This is a genomic window from Phytoactinopolyspora limicola, from assembly GCF_011320225.1.
GTDB classification, from domain to species: domain Bacteria; phylum Actinomycetota; class Actinomycetes; order Jiangellales; family Jiangellaceae; genus Phytoactinopolyspora; species Phytoactinopolyspora limicola.
Map to the genome: position 1 here is coordinate 653716 of NZ_JAAOEN010000002.1, position 13840 is coordinate 667555.

At 67.7% G+C, this 13840-nt stretch carries 14 protein-coding genes; 5 read left to right on the forward strand and 9 right to left on the reverse strand.

Annotated features, from left to right (window positions below; translation table 11 throughout):
- Nucleotides 1-11: 11 nt before the first annotated feature.
- Together G8760_RS08710 and G8760_RS08715 are read right to left on the reverse strand one after the other, a co-directional pair.
- Complete coding sequence (locus G8760_RS08710; protein ID WP_166349785.1) at nt 12-434, reverse strand: molybdenum cofactor biosynthesis protein MoaE; 423 nt, start codon at nt 432-434, stop codon at nt 12-14.
- 4 nt (nt 435-438) lie between these two features.
- Nucleotides 439-1533 (reverse strand): NAD-dependent epimerase/dehydratase family protein, encoded by a 1095-nt coding sequence (locus tag G8760_RS08715; RefSeq protein WP_166350064.1) that lies wholly within the window; start codon nt 1531-1533, stop codon nt 439-441.
- An 87-nt stretch (nt 1534-1620) separates the two neighbouring features.
- Between G8760_RS08715 and G8760_RS08720 the strand changes: the two genes are divergently transcribed.
- Nucleotides 1621-3084 (forward strand): zinc-dependent metalloprotease, encoded by a 1464-nt coding sequence (locus G8760_RS08720; RefSeq protein WP_166349788.1) that lies wholly within the window; start codon nt 1621-1623, stop codon nt 3082-3084.
- Nucleotides 3085-3114: 30 nt separating this feature from the next.
- Here G8760_RS08720 and G8760_RS08725 read toward each other — a convergent pair whose 3' ends face one another.
- The gene (locus G8760_RS08725) at nt 3115-3636 is read right to left on the reverse strand and encodes a M48 metallopeptidase family protein (RefSeq protein WP_425502299.1); all 522 of its coding nucleotides are present in this window, start codon (nt 3634-3636) and stop codon (nt 3115-3117) included.
- A gap of 1047 nt (nt 3637-4683) precedes the next feature.
- On the opposite strand from G8760_RS08725, the gene G8760_RS08730 reads away from it, so the two are divergent.
- Nucleotides 4684-5682 (forward strand): TOMM precursor leader peptide-binding protein, encoded by a 999-nt coding sequence (locus G8760_RS08730; protein WP_166349791.1) that lies wholly within the window; start codon nt 4684-4686, stop codon nt 5680-5682.
- A gap of 4 nt (nt 5683-5686) precedes the next feature.
- A complete protein-coding gene (locus G8760_RS08735) occupies nt 5687-7012 on the forward strand; it encodes an ABC1 kinase family protein (RefSeq protein ID WP_166349794.1) in 1326 nt (441 codons plus the stop codon).
- Nucleotides 7013-7290: 278 nt separating this feature from the next.
- Here the strand turns inward: G8760_RS08735 and G8760_RS08740 are convergent, their stop codons facing one another.
- The 4 genes from G8760_RS08740 to G8760_RS08755 all read right to left on the reverse strand — a co-directional run bounded on the left by G8760_RS08740 (nt 7291) and on the right by G8760_RS08755 (nt 10584).
- The gene (locus G8760_RS08740) at nt 7291-7536 is read right to left on the reverse strand and encodes a hypothetical protein (protein ID WP_166349797.1); all 246 of its coding nucleotides are present in this window, start codon (nt 7534-7536) and stop codon (nt 7291-7293) included.
- 44 nt (nt 7537-7580) lie between these two features.
- Complete coding sequence (locus tag G8760_RS08745; protein ID WP_166350068.1) at nt 7581-7853, reverse strand: WhiB family transcriptional regulator; 273 nt, start codon at nt 7851-7853, stop codon at nt 7581-7583.
- Between the two features lie 104 nt (nt 7854-7957).
- Nucleotides 7958-8188, reverse strand: a complete 231-nt coding sequence (locus tag G8760_RS08750) for a hypothetical protein (RefSeq protein WP_166349800.1) — start codon at nt 8186-8188, stop codon at nt 7958-7960.
- A 317-nt stretch (nt 8189-8505) separates the two neighbouring features.
- The gene (locus G8760_RS08755) at nt 8506-10584 is read right to left on the reverse strand and encodes an ATP-dependent DNA helicase UvrD2 (RefSeq protein ID WP_207782158.1); all 2079 of its coding nucleotides are present in this window, start codon (nt 10582-10584) and stop codon (nt 8506-8508) included.
- A gap of 107 nt (nt 10585-10691) precedes the next feature.
- Here G8760_RS08755 and G8760_RS08760 point away from each other — a divergent pair, with 107 nt between their 5' ends.
- Nucleotides 10692-10949, forward strand: a complete 258-nt coding sequence (locus G8760_RS08760; RefSeq protein WP_166349806.1) for a mycoredoxin — start codon at nt 10692-10694, stop codon at nt 10947-10949.
- 96 nt (nt 10950-11045) lie between these two features.
- On the opposite strand, the gene nudC is transcribed toward G8760_RS08760, so the two are convergent.
- The gene (nudC, locus tag G8760_RS08765) at nt 11046-11954 is read right to left on the reverse strand and encodes an NAD(+) diphosphatase (protein ID WP_207782159.1); all 909 of its coding nucleotides are present in this window, start codon (nt 11952-11954) and stop codon (nt 11046-11048) included.
- Nucleotides 11955-12157: 203 nt separating this feature from the next.
- Here nudC and deoD point away from each other — a divergent pair, with 203 nt between their 5' ends.
- Nucleotides 12158-12862, forward strand: coding sequence for a purine-nucleoside phosphorylase (deoD, locus tag G8760_RS08770; protein ID WP_166349809.1), 705 nt, complete (start codon nt 12158-12160; stop codon nt 12860-12862).
- Nucleotides 12863-12869: 7 nt separating this feature from the next.
- Here the strand turns inward: deoD and G8760_RS08775 are convergent, their stop codons facing one another.
- A complete protein-coding gene (locus G8760_RS08775; RefSeq protein WP_166349812.1) occupies nt 12870-13823 on the reverse strand; it encodes an NUDIX hydrolase in 954 nt (317 codons plus the stop codon).
- Between the last annotated feature and the right edge of the window lie 17 nt (nt 13824-13840).

A 13840-nucleotide genomic window follows, 5' to 3' on the forward strand; every position in this document is an offset into this window, starting at 1 on the left:
TCGCCCGCCGGTTAGGGCGAGCCGACCCACTCCGAGGTGCCGTCGCCGAACTGCTGGTGTTTCCAGATCGGCACCTCACGCTTGAGGTCGTCGATCAGCTTCCGGCACGCGGTGAACGCCTCGCCGCGATGCCGAGCCGACGCCGCGACGACGACCGCGAGGTCGCCGATACCGAGTTCACCGACGCGGTGCACGGCGGCAAGCCCGACCACCGGCACGGCGGCGACGACCCCCTCCGCCACTCGGCGCAGTTCCTTCTCGACCCGCGGGTGCGCCTCGTACTCCAACGCCCGCACCGCACGTGCCTCGTCGATGTCCCGGACCGTGCCGATGAACGCACAGGTGCCGCCCGCGGCGTCGTCGGCGACGGCGGACAGGACCTCGTCCACCGACAGCGGTGTATCTCTTACACCGAGCAGTCTGATCACATCCACCGTTCTACCCCCGTTTTCGTTTGCGTGCCTTGCGAATGACCACGGCGGTACCAAGTATCGCTACCGTAGCGCCGGCCGCACCGATGGTCGCAGTGGCGCCACGCCGGCCGATACGCCGGGCCACCAGGGCGTGCCGCCCGCTGGCATACTCCATCAATGCCTGTAGCGCGAGCTCATTGCTGTACTCAGCTCGCCACCCAGCGGCATCGAGCCTGGTTGTGGCCACGACCCACGGATGTGTCACGTAGTGCAGCTCGCTCACCGACGCCCGCGTCACGCCCAGCCGGTGCAGTCGGCCGGCAGTACCGAAGGTGAACGACGATGACAGTTCGACGCGGCTCAGCCCGGTGATCGCCTCGACCGTCGCTTGCTCCAGGTGTCCAGGGCTGGCTACGGCCAGTGGCCCGGCAAGCCGCCCGACTACCGCCGCCTCCAACGCCGCGGCGAGATCGTCGACATGGCAGAACTGCCATGTCGGTGTGCCACCCTTAACAACCAACAGTCGTGGGGCCTCGAAGTGCCTGGTCAAGACGGTGTCAATACCCGCACCGACGAGGGTCGCCGGACGCACCACGGTGACCGCCATGCCCGGATGGGACCGAGGGGAACGGGCGCACAGCGCCTCCACCTCCAGCAAGTCGCTGATGAGCCCACCATCGGCGGGAGCTCGCAGTTGCGCGTCCTCGTCCAGTGGAACTGGGTTGTCCTCGACCGCTCCGTACACCATGGCACTGGACATGACGACCGCGTGCCGCACTCCGGCCGCCGCCGCCGCGGTAAGCACCGTCTGGGTGCTCCGGACGTTGTGGTGGGATCGGGCGGGCACGTCATCGGTGACGTTGAGGTCGACTGCCACGTGGATCACGGCGTCGGCGCCGGTGAGTCTGGTCACCAAGGCAGGGTCGGTGAGGTCGATGACCCGCCACGTCACCCCACCGGCGTCGCCTCGCTCCCGGTCCACGGCGATCACCTCGCGGACCGCGTCCTGCCTGACCAGCCGAGCGACCAAGGCCCGGCCGACCGCCGAGGCCGCCCCGGTGACGGCCACCACGAGTTTCCTGTTGACGTTGCGCCCAGCGCGAACCGGGCGTGACTCCATGCCCACGTTTGCCCCTCCTGCGGTTACGGTGGAGCGTATGAGGCGCCCCAACCGCTTCCCATCCTGCCCGAGAGTCAGTGGCCTGCTATGAGTGACGTCCCTTTCGGTTTCCGACCCGACGACGATGACGACGAGAACAAGCCCACCCAGGGCGCTGGCGGGTCCGGCCCTACCGACCCTCTGAGCGCACTATTTGGAATGATGGGTTCCGGTGGCCCACAAGGCACGCCGGATCTGGGCCAGATGCTCCAGCAGATCGGCAAGATGCTCTCCTGGTCCGGCGGCCCGGTCAACTGGGATCTCGCCAACTCCGCTGCGCGCGACGTCGTCGCCGCCGGTGGCGACCGCTCGGTGGGCGGGTCCGACCGCCGCGAGGTGGACGACGCGTTCCGCCTGGCCGACACCTGGCTGGACGGTGCCACCTCGTTCCCCGCCACCGGAGGCGCTCCACGCGCGTGGAGCCGGGCCGAATGGGTCGAGGGCACGCAGCGTTCCTGGCGTGCGCTCGTGGAACCCGTGGCCGCCAGGGTCGCCGACGCTATGGGCAAGTCGTTGCCACCGGAGATGGCGCAGGCGGCCGGTCCACTGGTCGGCATGCTGCAACAGGTCGGCGTCTCGATGTGGGGCGCTCAGGTCGGGCAGAGCATCGGCAAGCTGGCCAGTGAGGTCTGCGGTTCATCGGACATCGGTGTCCCGCTGGCCGACGGGCACCCGGCGCTCCTGCCGGCCAACGTCCGTGCGTTCGGCGAAGGGCTCGGCGTCGAGTCCCGCGACGTGTTCTTGTACCTGGCGCTGCGGGAAGCCGCTTACGTCCGCCTGTACTCACATGCGCCGTGGCTGCGCTCCCACATCACGTCCCTCATCGAGGAATACTCCCGGCACGTCAGCGTCGACACCGAGGCCATCGAGTCGAAGCTTCGCGACATCGATCCGAGCAACCCCGAAGCACTTCAGGCCGCGCTCGAGGGTGGGTTGTTCGACCTTCCCACCACACCCGCGCAGAAGGCCGCACTCGAACGCCTTGAGCTGGCCCTCGCACTGGTGGAGGGTTGGGTCGACGACGTCGTGACACAGGCCACCGCGGACCGGTTGCCGTCAGCCGGGGCGTTGCGCGAGACGGTCCGTCGGCAGCGAGCGGCCGGCGGACCGGCCGAGCAGACGTTTGCCACACTTGTCGGCCTACAGCTGCGGCCGCGGCGGCTGCGAGAGGCGGCCGCTTTCTGGGCGGCGGTCCGCGACCACGGCGACGTCACGGGACGAGATGCGTTCTGGGCCCATCCAGACCTGATGCCATCCGCCGACGATCTCAGCGACCCCGCGGCTTTTCTCGCCCGCGACCAGTTCGTCGACGTGTCCGAACTGGTCGATGCCCTCGCGTCGTCCGACACCGACGCTGGTGCTGACGCCGGCGACTCCCACACTGGTGGCAGCTCCGACGAGGCGGGGGCCGCTGAACGGGCCACCGACCGCGAGGCGGAGGCTGACGAAAAGACCTCCGACGACGAGACGGGTGCCGACGATCCGCCAACCGGCGACGACGACACCCGGTGAGCAGATTCGGTCAGCTGCCCGACGGTGAAGTTATTCCTCGGTACTCCCGGGGGAGTTCGCCGCGTAGTCGAGACCGTCGAGGAACCCGCGAGCCCGCTCCGAGCGCGGATAACGACCCACGAGTTCCCAGAAGTCGTCGCCGTGGTTGCCGATCAGCAGGTGGGCCAGTTCGTGGACGATGACGTAGTCGAGAACCCACGAAGGTGTGCCGCGTAACCGCTCCGATAGCCGGATGGTGCCGTCGCTCGGCGTGCAGGAACCCCACCGGCTCTGCTGTGCCGCGCTCCACCGAACGGTCGTCGGTGCGGCTCGCCCGTCGAGGTAACGGCGCGAGAGGTCACGGGCTCTCTGCAGCAGTTGTTCGTCGGACGGCTGTCGTCGTTGTTCCTTCGTCCGGATCCGCTCCACCATCACGGCGATCCACCGGCGTTCTTCCGCCGGGCTGAACCCAGCCGGCACACACACAACAATGCGCCCGCCTTCTCGGTAGGCGGTCACCGTTCGCCGCCGCCGGGCCGAGCGACGTATCTCGACGTCGTTGGTGTCGTCGATGGTCACGGTCGCGCCCGGACGATGTTGGATGACCCATGGCGCCGGCGGGCCAGCGGATGTGGGTCCGGTGCGCCGACCTGGAAGGCTGACGCGACACTGGTGCCTGGCGCCAGCAAGGATGCGGGCCGGCAGCCGGGCGACGACGCGGGCCGGTGAAGAAGGTCCACCGGGCACCCCCTCGGGTTGCTCGGACGTACCACGGCGGGCCAGATCGAGTCATGCCGCCGTGCGTGCGGGTGACGCCTCCTCTCCGGTACCCCGGCACACGCGCCGGGTGGTGCTGGCGGTGCCGCTTGTGCTCCTCGCGGGAACGAGCGTCGTGCACCGGGACACTAACGTGCAGTAAACCGCACCATATGCCCATTGTGGGTAGATTGTGGATAACTCACGAGTAACACTGTGCCAGGGCCGCCCACCACCCGGCGTCGAGTCGACACGCCGAGTTTTTTCAAATTTTCTTCGTCCACACCTGGTGGACAAAGAACGTCCAGGTCACAGCCAAGATCGCTGCTTGAACATCGCTCCATCAACAGGCTTCCCACCGCCTATCCACAGCATTGACCGGTTCCCTACACAACTCCTCCACAAGGTTATCCACAGACCGTGGATGTCAACATGCCATTCGGCTTGCAGACACCGGCGCGTCGCCGTACGTTCACAACAGAACCTACGGACAGAAGCACCACCTCAGGTCACGCACGGGGGAACATTCAACTCCTTGCCACCCACTCGGAAATCCCTGTGCCTCCAGGGTCGCAATGCCCGTAGTAGTCCCGGCGGGGTCTCGGAAAACGACGGCGTTCACGCGCACAACGGGGAAGGTGCGCGCGTGCACCGGCGGCGCTGAGGCCCCGCCGCTGCTTGTGGACAGCGAAGACACGATCGACGCCCGACGCGGCAAAATGTGGTGTGTTCGGCTGGCGCGGGCACTCCACCGCGCCGGCACTCGTTAGCCTGGCGTGGTCACGGCGCACGCCGGGCTCGCGAGCACGGTGATCGGGGAGGTCCTTGCGCGTGCGTCCACTCTTGCACCCTGCACTGACATGTGTGTGGCGAGACGCCACAACCGTCCAGATCGGCACCACGCCGGACCGGGCGCTGGTCATCGGCGGCTTGGGCCCGATCGAGGCGGCCGTCCTTCGCGCATTGGACGGCCACAACACCCTGCCGACACTCCGAGACCTCGCCACCGCGGCCGGAGGCGACCCACAGATTGCCGACCGCATCGTCGACATGCTCGTCTCGGCCGGCGCCGCCGTCGACGGCGAATATGTCACCGCAGACAGCAACGGTCTCCCAGCCGAGAGCACCCCCGACCGGGCCAGCCTGGGCTTGGTCGACCGGAGCACCGACGGTGGCCACGCCACCTTCACCCGACGCGGTCGCAAACGGGTCGAGGTCATCGGTGCCGGCCGCATCGGTGCCACGGTCGCGCGCCTGCTCGCCGCCGGGGGCATCGGAGACGTCGGCGTCGACGACGAGGCACTCGTCGACGCAGCCGATGTCGCCCCCGGCGGCCACCCGGCCGCACATGTCGGCCTGCCGCGGGGCCGCTCCCTTGGCTCGATTCTGCCGCGCCGGCCACGACGCGGCTCCCCATCCGAAGCGCAGCCGGATTTTGTCGTCCTCGCACCCACCAAGGCAGCCGAGCACCAGGCGGTAGCGACCAGTCTGCTGCATGCTGACGTCCCCCATCTGCTCGTCCATGTCGTCGAAATCGCCGGGCTGGTCGGGCCGCTCGTCGTGCCGGGCAGTTCAGCCTGCCTGCGCTGCCTCGACCTCCACCGCACGGACCGGGACCGCGACTGGCCGACAGTGCTCGACCGGATCGCTCGCACATCACCGCGCACTCCGCCGTGTGATACCAGCTTGGCCACCACCGTCGCCGGACTGGCTGCTGGACACGTCCTCGCGTTCCTCGACGGATACGACGTGGCCTCGATCAACGGCACCATCACCGTGGAGCTTCCCTACGGTCTTCCCCGACGCAAGAGCTGGCGGCCACACCCGGAATGCGACTGCGGCGGGGCCGACGCGGCACAATGAAGGTGTGAACGATCTGCCGCGCCGGGCCGTCACCCGAGCTGCCAAACTCGCCAGCCTGCCATTGAGTGCGGCCGGCCGGGCCACACTCGGTCTCGGCCGCCGGCTCAGCGGCCAGTCCGCCGATGCCGTCACCGCCGATGTTCAACGCCGCACCGCCGAGCAAGTGTTCAAGGTCCTCGGAGAACTCAAGGGCGGCGCCATGAAGTTCGGCCAGACCTTGTCCGTGCTCGAGGCCGCCCTCCCGGAGCAGATCGTCGGACCGTATCGGGAGACACTCACCAAGCTGCAAGAATCGGCCCCACCGATGGCGGCATCCACCGTCCATCAGGTGCTCGCTGACGACCTCGGCCATCAGTGGCGCCGGTCGTTCGTCTCCTTCGACGACGAACCGGCGGCCGCGGCCTCCATCGGCCAGGTACACCGCGCGGTATGGCACGACGGCCGCGATGTCGCCGTCAAGATCCAGTACCCGGGTGCCGACGATGCGCTGCGCTCCGATCTCAACCAGGTCAGCCGGCTTGGCCGGACCCTCGGTTCTCTCGTTCCCGGCGTCGACGCCAAGGCGATACTCGACGAACTGCACGACCGAATGCTCGAAGAACTCGACTACCGACTGGAGGCCGACGCCCAGGACGGTTTCGCCCTCGCATACCAGAACGATCCCGACTTCGCGGTACCGCAGCTCGTCCACGGTGCCAGGCGGGTGTTGGTATCGGAGTGGCTGGACGGCACCCCGCTCTCCGAGGTCATCGCACACGGATCGGCCGCGGAACGGGACCGAGTTGGTCTGCTCTACGTCCGATTCCTGTTCTCCGGACCGGAGCGGGCTGGGCTTCTCCACGCCGACCCGCACCCGGGGAACTACCGGATGCTGCCCGACGGCCGGCTCGGCGTGCTCGACTACGGCGCGGTGGCCCGGCTGCCCGAGGGGTTGCCACCATCGATCGGCCAACTGATCAGTCGGGCCCTGGCCGGAGACACCGAGCAGATGCTCGACGGGCTGCGGGACGAAGGCTTCATCTTGCCGCACATCACCATCGACCCGGAAGGGCTCTACGAATACCTCGCGCCGTTCCTCGAACCGGCCGCCACCGAGCGGTTCCGGTTCAGCCGGGAGTGGATGCGCGAGCAGTTCAGCCGGATCAACGATCCACGCCGCCCCGGGTACACGATCGGCCTCAAACTCAACGTGCCCCCGGCGTATCTCCTCGTGCATCGCGTGTGGCTGGGTGGTGTGGGTGTGTTGTCGCAGCTTGGGTCCGAGGGGCCGTTCCGGGCCGAGTTCGCCCGCTGGGTTCCAGGGTTCGACGCCGACTCACCCGTCAGCTGAGCAACGCCTGGCCGCAGGCTGATTCGCCGGGGCCATCGACCGGGAACAGATCGCTAGCCCGGCACCCCGTCGTCGCCCAGAACACAAAGAGGAGCCGCCAGGCGCTCACCTGGCGGCTCCTTCGCTTACTCGATCACCTGGCCCAGCGGTTCGGTGATGGTGGACCTGCGTAGCCGACCACCCGGGATGCGGCCGCTGTTGGTGCGGCTCTAGCTCCCAGGCGATCGCCATCCGCAGGTACTGGTCGATCGAACGTGACGTACAACTACCGGGACCCGTCAGACCCGGCTGGAGGCCGCGACGGCGGCCGCAGCCAACCGACGGGCACGCTGGGCGGCGCGTGCCGCGCGCCGCTCTAGTCGACGCGCCGTTCTCAGGCGGTAGGCGAGGCGATGGGCCTGCGCTTCCTCACGCATCTGGCGGCGATGCTCCCGCGCGAGGTCTTCGTTCAACAGATTCACGTCATTGCTCCAGAACATCAGGTCGGTCGGGTTACGGGTCGACTCGTCGCGGATCGGGTTCACGGGTATCAACTCCTCGTCACGTTCAAATGACCAGTCAGCACGGTTTACGCGGCCAGCTGGGTCTTTCGGGGCCGTCCACGAGGACGCTTGCGGGGCACGACAACGCCGGACTCGAACAGCTCGCCACCCCAAACGCCCCAGGGCTCGCGCCGGTCGATTGCACTGGAGAGACACTGGGCCCGCACTGGGCAGGTCCGGCACAACTCCTTGGCTAGCTCGACGTCCGCCGGTGTGTCGGCGAACCACAGCTCCGGGTCGGTGCGACAAGGAATGTCCTCGTCGGCGACAAGCACGTTGTCGAGAACGCTCGCCAGCATCATGTGGTCGGTCACCTCCTCTCGCTGATCTCGATAGTGGGCAAACAAAAAGGCTGCGGATCCCGGGGTCGGGGTCCGCAGCCTTGGAGGCGCCGATTACAAGATCAAATCGGCGGACCCAAACTACGGAGACCCAGATCACCCTTATTCGTGCCGGTGTGAACCTGCGCCAGGCCATAGCCGCCCTGCACCAGCTGCGGACGCACTGCACCCGTCATCGGAGCCTCGATGGGCGACACGGCGCGATCTCCCAGGAACGCGGAGCGGTCACGGAGGGAAGCCAGGCGCACGCAGTCGACAATGGCGATGCGGCTCTTCGTCTCGAAGTTCATCACTGGGTTCCCCTCCTCTCGCTCTCGATCTTGGTCCGGTACATCCGGCTCGCGGGCACGCTCAACTCTATCGGGCGTGTAACGCACACACTATCGGCTCACCAAGTAAGGGGCAACATATTTTTTGACTACTTGCAGAAGATCGGTAGGTGACGTCCGCCACGACAGCCGCCCCGTCCCCCCTCCCGGTGATCGTTGCCGGTTTTCTGCCCTCAACCCCAGTGATCGAAGTCACGATTGGGTCGCTATAGCGACCCGAAAGCGGCAACGATCACTGGGGTTGAGGGCAGAAAACCGGCAACGATCACCGACGCGGCCTACTAGACGGCGCCGGCATCGCGACACAACTCCAGAACGTCCGCGCCGTAACGGTCGAGTTTGGTCCGTCCGACGCCGGGAATCGCGATCAAGGCCGTCTCATCGGCCGGCTTGGTCTCGGCGATCACGGTGAGGGTGGCATCGGTGAACACGACGTACGGTGGCACCTTCTGCTGCTGCGCCCGCTCCCGCCGCCACTCTCGTAACTGCTCGAATAGTGCCTCGTCCATCGACGACGGGCATTCGCCACACCGACCGAGCTTGCGTGATGCGGCATCGACCAAAGCGGCCCCACACACCCGACAACGGGCCGGGGCTCGGCGGCGGCTCCCGGTTGGAGCGGGGCCCTTCCGAGCCACCCGGGCCGTCCCGCCCGGCCGCAGCCCGTCGAGGAAGCGGCTGGGCCGCCGCGAGCCACGCCCGCCCGGCTGCCGGGCCTGCGACCACGAGACCGCCAAGTGTTCACGGGCCCGGGTGACGCCCACATACAGAAGGCGCCGCTCCTCCTCGATCTGCTCCGGCGTCTCCGCATAGTTCAACGGCAATGTGCCCTCATGAACACCCACCACGAACACCGCGTCCCATTCCAAACCCTTGGCCGCGTGCAGCGAGGCGAGTGTCACACCGTCTGCCACCGGGGCATGCTGGGCAGCGGCGCGCGCTTCCAACTCGCTGACCACGTCCACCAGGCGAGCGTCGGGCCGTGCGGCGACGACGTCTTCGGCTAGCGCCACCACCGCCGCCAACGACTCCCAGCGCTCACGGGCGGCACCGCCTCCCGCCGGCGGGGTGGCCGACCACCCCGCGGCGAGCAGGATCGCCTGGGTGGCCGCTGCCGCGTCCGGCGCGTCGTCAGATGACTCCCCCGCCCGAACCGCCCCCCTGAGCAGCATCGCGGCTTGCCGCACCTCGGGGCGGTCGAAGAACCGCTCGGCGCCGCGCACCACGTAGGGAATGCCGGCGTCGGCTAGGGCCTGCTCATAATTCTCGGACTGGGCGTTGACCCGATACAGAATCGCGATCTCTCGCGCCGGCACGCCGGCCGCGATCAGCCGGCCGATCTCCGCGGCGACCCACTCGGCCTCCGCGACCTCGTCGGGATGCTCGAGAAAGACCGCGCCGGGTCCCGGCGGCCGCTGCGCCTGCAGAGTTACCCCCGCGCCGTTGCCCGTCGCCTTGCGCAGCACCGCGTTGGCCACGTCCACCACCTGCGGAGTGGAGCGGTAGTCGCGGAAGAGCTTGATGACCGTCGCCGACGGGTAACGCCGAGCGAACTCCAGCAAGTAGTCCGGACGGGCACCGGCGAATGAGTAGATGGTCTGGGCGGCGTCACCCACGACACAGACGTCGTCGCGATCACCGAGCCAAAGATCCAGCAACCGCTGCTGCAACGGGGAGACGTCCTGGTACTCGTCGACGACGAAATGGTGATACTGCGCCCGGACCGCCTCGGCTACGCCGGGGTTGGCGTCGAGCAACCCGACCGCTGCCAGCAGAATGTCTTCCATGTCCATCAGGCCGCGATCGGATTTGATGTCCTCATACGCTGCGTAGACGCGGGCGACGGTCTCGGCGTCGATACCTGCCACCTCGCGATGAGCAGCGTCGGCCGCGGCCGCGTATTGCTCCGCCAGGACGTTGCTGACTTTGGCCCATTCGATCTCAGACGCTAGATCGCGTAACACGGCACGGTCGGTAGCAACCCGGCACCGGCTGGCCGCCGTACCAACGATGGAGAGCTTGCTCCTGGTGATCTCCGGTAGTTCAGCCCGGGTGATCTGCGGCCAGAAATACCGTGCCTGCCGCAGCGCAGCCGAGTGGAACGTCCGGGCCTGAACCCCCTCGACGCCCAACGAGCGCAGCCTCCCCCGCATCTCGCCCGCTGCCCGCGTGGTGAAGGTCACGGCGAGCACACGACGTGGGTCGAAGGTGCCGGTCAGCACACCGTGGGCGATGCGGTGCGTGATGGCGCGGGTCTTGCCAGTGCCAGCACCGGCGATGACACAGACCGGACCGGACAGTGCGGAGGCCACCTCCCGCTGCTCTGGGTCCAGGGCGGAGAGCACGTCGGGAACAGCCATGGGCTCCATCCTGGCACCTGCGGCCGACATCGAGGAACACGCGGTGCACATGTGGTGTTGTCTCGAGTGACACCCAGACCCACCCGTCCACGAACGCAGGAGCGTCGATGACCGAGTTCACCATGTACAGCACGCCGTGGTGTGGCTACTGCCACCGTCTGAAGGGTGCGCTCAATCGCGACGGCATCACCTTCGACGAGGTCGACATCGAGGCCGACCCGGCATCGGCTGAACTGGTCATGAGCCTGAACGGCGGCAACGCGACCGTCCCAACCTTGGTGTTCGCCGACGGCAGCTCGCTCACCAACCCCCGCCCGTCGGAGGTCAAGCAGCGGCTGGCCGAGTTGGCCGGCGCCCGCCCCTAGGCCCGGGTGGCGCGGCCTCCGTACTACTCTTCGCGTCGCCCGTCGCCGGAGACGTTCAGGCGACGTACGCTGTGCCGCGCCTACGACGGGGTGCCGTCAGCCGGGGAACGGATGCCCGAGCCAGCCCTGGATCAACCGGCTGGCGATAGACAACGACGTCGGTGTCTTGATGTCCCCGTTATCCAGCGCCGCTTCGTAGTCGGCGCGGCTGAACCAGCGCGCTTCGTCGATCTCGTCGCGATCCGGCCGGGGCCATTCCCCGGTCGCCGTGGCGTAATACCCGAGCATCAGGCTGGACGGAAACGGCCAGGGCTGAGCACCGGCGTACCGGCACGACGTCACCGTGATGCCGGCTTCCTCGTAAACCTCCCGGACCACTGCGTGCTCGGGAGTCTCGCCTGGTTCGACGAAGCCGGCCAGTGTCGAATACCGTCCTTCCGGCCACGAGCGCTGGCGGCCCAGCAGACACCGGTCGTTCTCGTCCACGACGAGCATGATCACCGCGGGATCGACCCGGGGATAGTGCTCCGAGCCGTCCGCGGCGCACCGCCGCACGTGCCCGGCCTGCGCAACCTCGGTAGGTCGGCCGCAACGTGGACAGAACGAATGTGTGGCATGCCAGTTGGCCAACGAGATCGCGTGCACGGCGAGACCGGCGTCGCGGTCGTCGAGTGACACCCCGACCTCGCGCAACGTGAGGCCGCTGGTTCCGTCCGTCGGTGTTCCCGGCTCGCCCAGGGCACCGGCGGCATGAACCGCCATATAAACCGTGCCGTCCTCAGCACCCAGCAGATACCGCTCGCCATCGGGCGCATCGGCCGGTGCGACGTACGACAACGCCCCGCCCGCGACGGCCACCCGGCCACCGTCGACAACGAGCACCCGGGTGGCCGGATCGTGCCATGCCTTGTCCAGCCATGCGGTGTCACCGCGACGATGAGCGATCCGGTCGGCTGTCGACCGGGACAGGGCCAACGGACCGGGCAACGAAAACGTGTCGTCCACAGTCTTCGAGCTTAGACGCCGCGTCAGGTCGAGGGTGCCGGCGGTGAGAGGTCAGCGGTCGGCACGACCACCGACCACCGACCACCGACCACCGACCACCCCGATGATCGTTGCCGGATTTCTGCCCCCAACTCGGTGATCGTGGCCGGATCCGTCGGACTCTCGCGGCTCATCCCGACGGCCGGGCGGGTAACGTCACCCAGGTGAGCACTCACATCGCCGCCGAACCCGGCCAGGTGGCCGACACCGTACTGCTACCCGGCGACCCCCTCCGAGCCGAGTGGATCGCCACCACGTACCTCGATGAGCCGATCTGCTACTCCACTACCCGCAACATGCTGGGATTCACCGGCACCTACGGTGGGCGTCGGATATCCGTCCAGGGCACCGGCATGGGACAACCGTCGCTGTCCATCTACGTCCATGAACTACTGGCCGAATACGGCGTACGTACCCTCGTCCGAGTCGGCTCCTGCGGATCGCTCGTGGAGTCGGTTGGCATCCGCGACCTCGTGGTCGGCATCAGCGCCGCCACCGACTCCTCGGCGAACCACCTACGGTTCGAGGGCCTCGATTTCGCCCCACACGCCGACTTCACCTTGCTGCGTGCATTCGTCGAACAGGCCGAAGCCGCCGGTGTGCGCCACCATGTCGGACAGATCTTCAGCACCGACTCGTTCTACCTCGACCGCCCCGAGTTGCGTGACCGGCTGGCCGGGTATGGCGTGCTGGCGGTGGAGATGGAGGCCGCCGCGTTGTACACGCTGGCAGCGAAGTTCGGCGCCCGCGCATTGACCGTGTGCACGGTGAGCGACAGCATCGTGACCGGTGCGGAACTCCCACCCGAAGACCGAGAACGTAGCTTCTCCGACATGGCGACGCTCGCGCTCGACACCGTGCTCGCCTGAGTTCAGCTCACCGCCGGGGAATCTCGCTCGAAAGCTTCGCAGCGTCGAAGGCCTCCGCGGTGACGGCGGTAAGCGACAGCCACGACGCCTCGTCCGGCGTGAACCACCGAGCCCCGACGGTAGACCCACCCTCGTCCACCACCCTCAGGGTGCCGGGGTCGTCGACGGCGACGTCGTAGTACGGGCGGATGCCGTGCCAATCGATGGGGAAACCCTCGGGTCCGACCTGAGCTGGTTCGTGATGGCTGGCCACACCCAGCAAGCTTCGAACCCGCCCCACCTGTCCCGTCTCCTCCTCCAGCTCGCGTAGCAGCGCCTGGGCGGGCTGCTCACCGAAGTCGGACCCGCCACCGGGCAGATGCCAGGAACCCGCTCCCGGGTATCCGTCGGCCACCTGGGTCAGTAGCACCCGTCCGAACGGGTCTCGCACGAGCCCGTAGACGGCAAACCGCTGCACAGTCGGGCGGCCATTCGACTCCACGATGTGGAATCCCGGAAGCTCAGGCATCTGCTCCGGGGGCATGTCGACCGCCGACAGCGGTAGCTTCAACGCCTGCGCCACAAAAGGGCGTAGCTGCACCGCCGCTGCCTCGTCAACACTCAGCCACGCGGCTTCGTCGACCATCGGTGAGCCGATCCGAAGGTCACCTCCGCTGGCCGATCGGGCACCGAAAATGATCCGGTCGGTGTGTAATGTGACGCCGCGGTGCCGCAGCTCCCGGGTGTCTGCCACGACGTCGACGACGGACTCGACCCGCACCTCAACACCCGTTTCGGTGACGGCTTCACGTCGGACCGCCACCTCCGGATGCTCACCCTGCGTGACGCTCCCGCCAGGCAGCGTCCAGACACCAGGGGTGCCGGAGTTAGCCGACTCTCGCATCAAAAGGACACGTTCGTGCTCGTCAACGCAGATCGCGTAGGCGGCTACCCGGCGCAGCGGTGTCAACTCAGTAGTCACGCTACGTCAGTGTTCCG

Bases quoted from the DNA above. Each gene is read 5' to 3' on its own strand.
- G8760_RS08715 (WP_166350064.1), bottom strand. From the start codon at position 1,533: ATGGAGTCACGCCCGGTTCGCGCTGGGCGCAACGTCAACAGGAAACTC.
- G8760_RS08720 (WP_166349788.1), top strand. From the start codon at position 1,621: ATGAGTGACGTCCCTTTCGGTTTCCGACCCGACGACGATGACGACGAG.
- G8760_RS08745 (WP_166350068.1), bottom strand. From the start codon at position 7,853: ATGCTGGCGAGCGTTCTCGACAACGTGCTTGTCGCCGACGAGGACATT.
- G8760_RS08755 (WP_207782158.1), bottom strand. From the start codon at position 10,584: ATGGCTGTTCCCGACGTGCTCTCCGCCCTGGACCCAGAGCAGCGGGAG.
- G8760_RS08760 (WP_166349806.1), top strand. From the start codon at position 10,692: ATGACCGAGTTCACCATGTACAGCACGCCGTGGTGTGGCTACTGCCAC.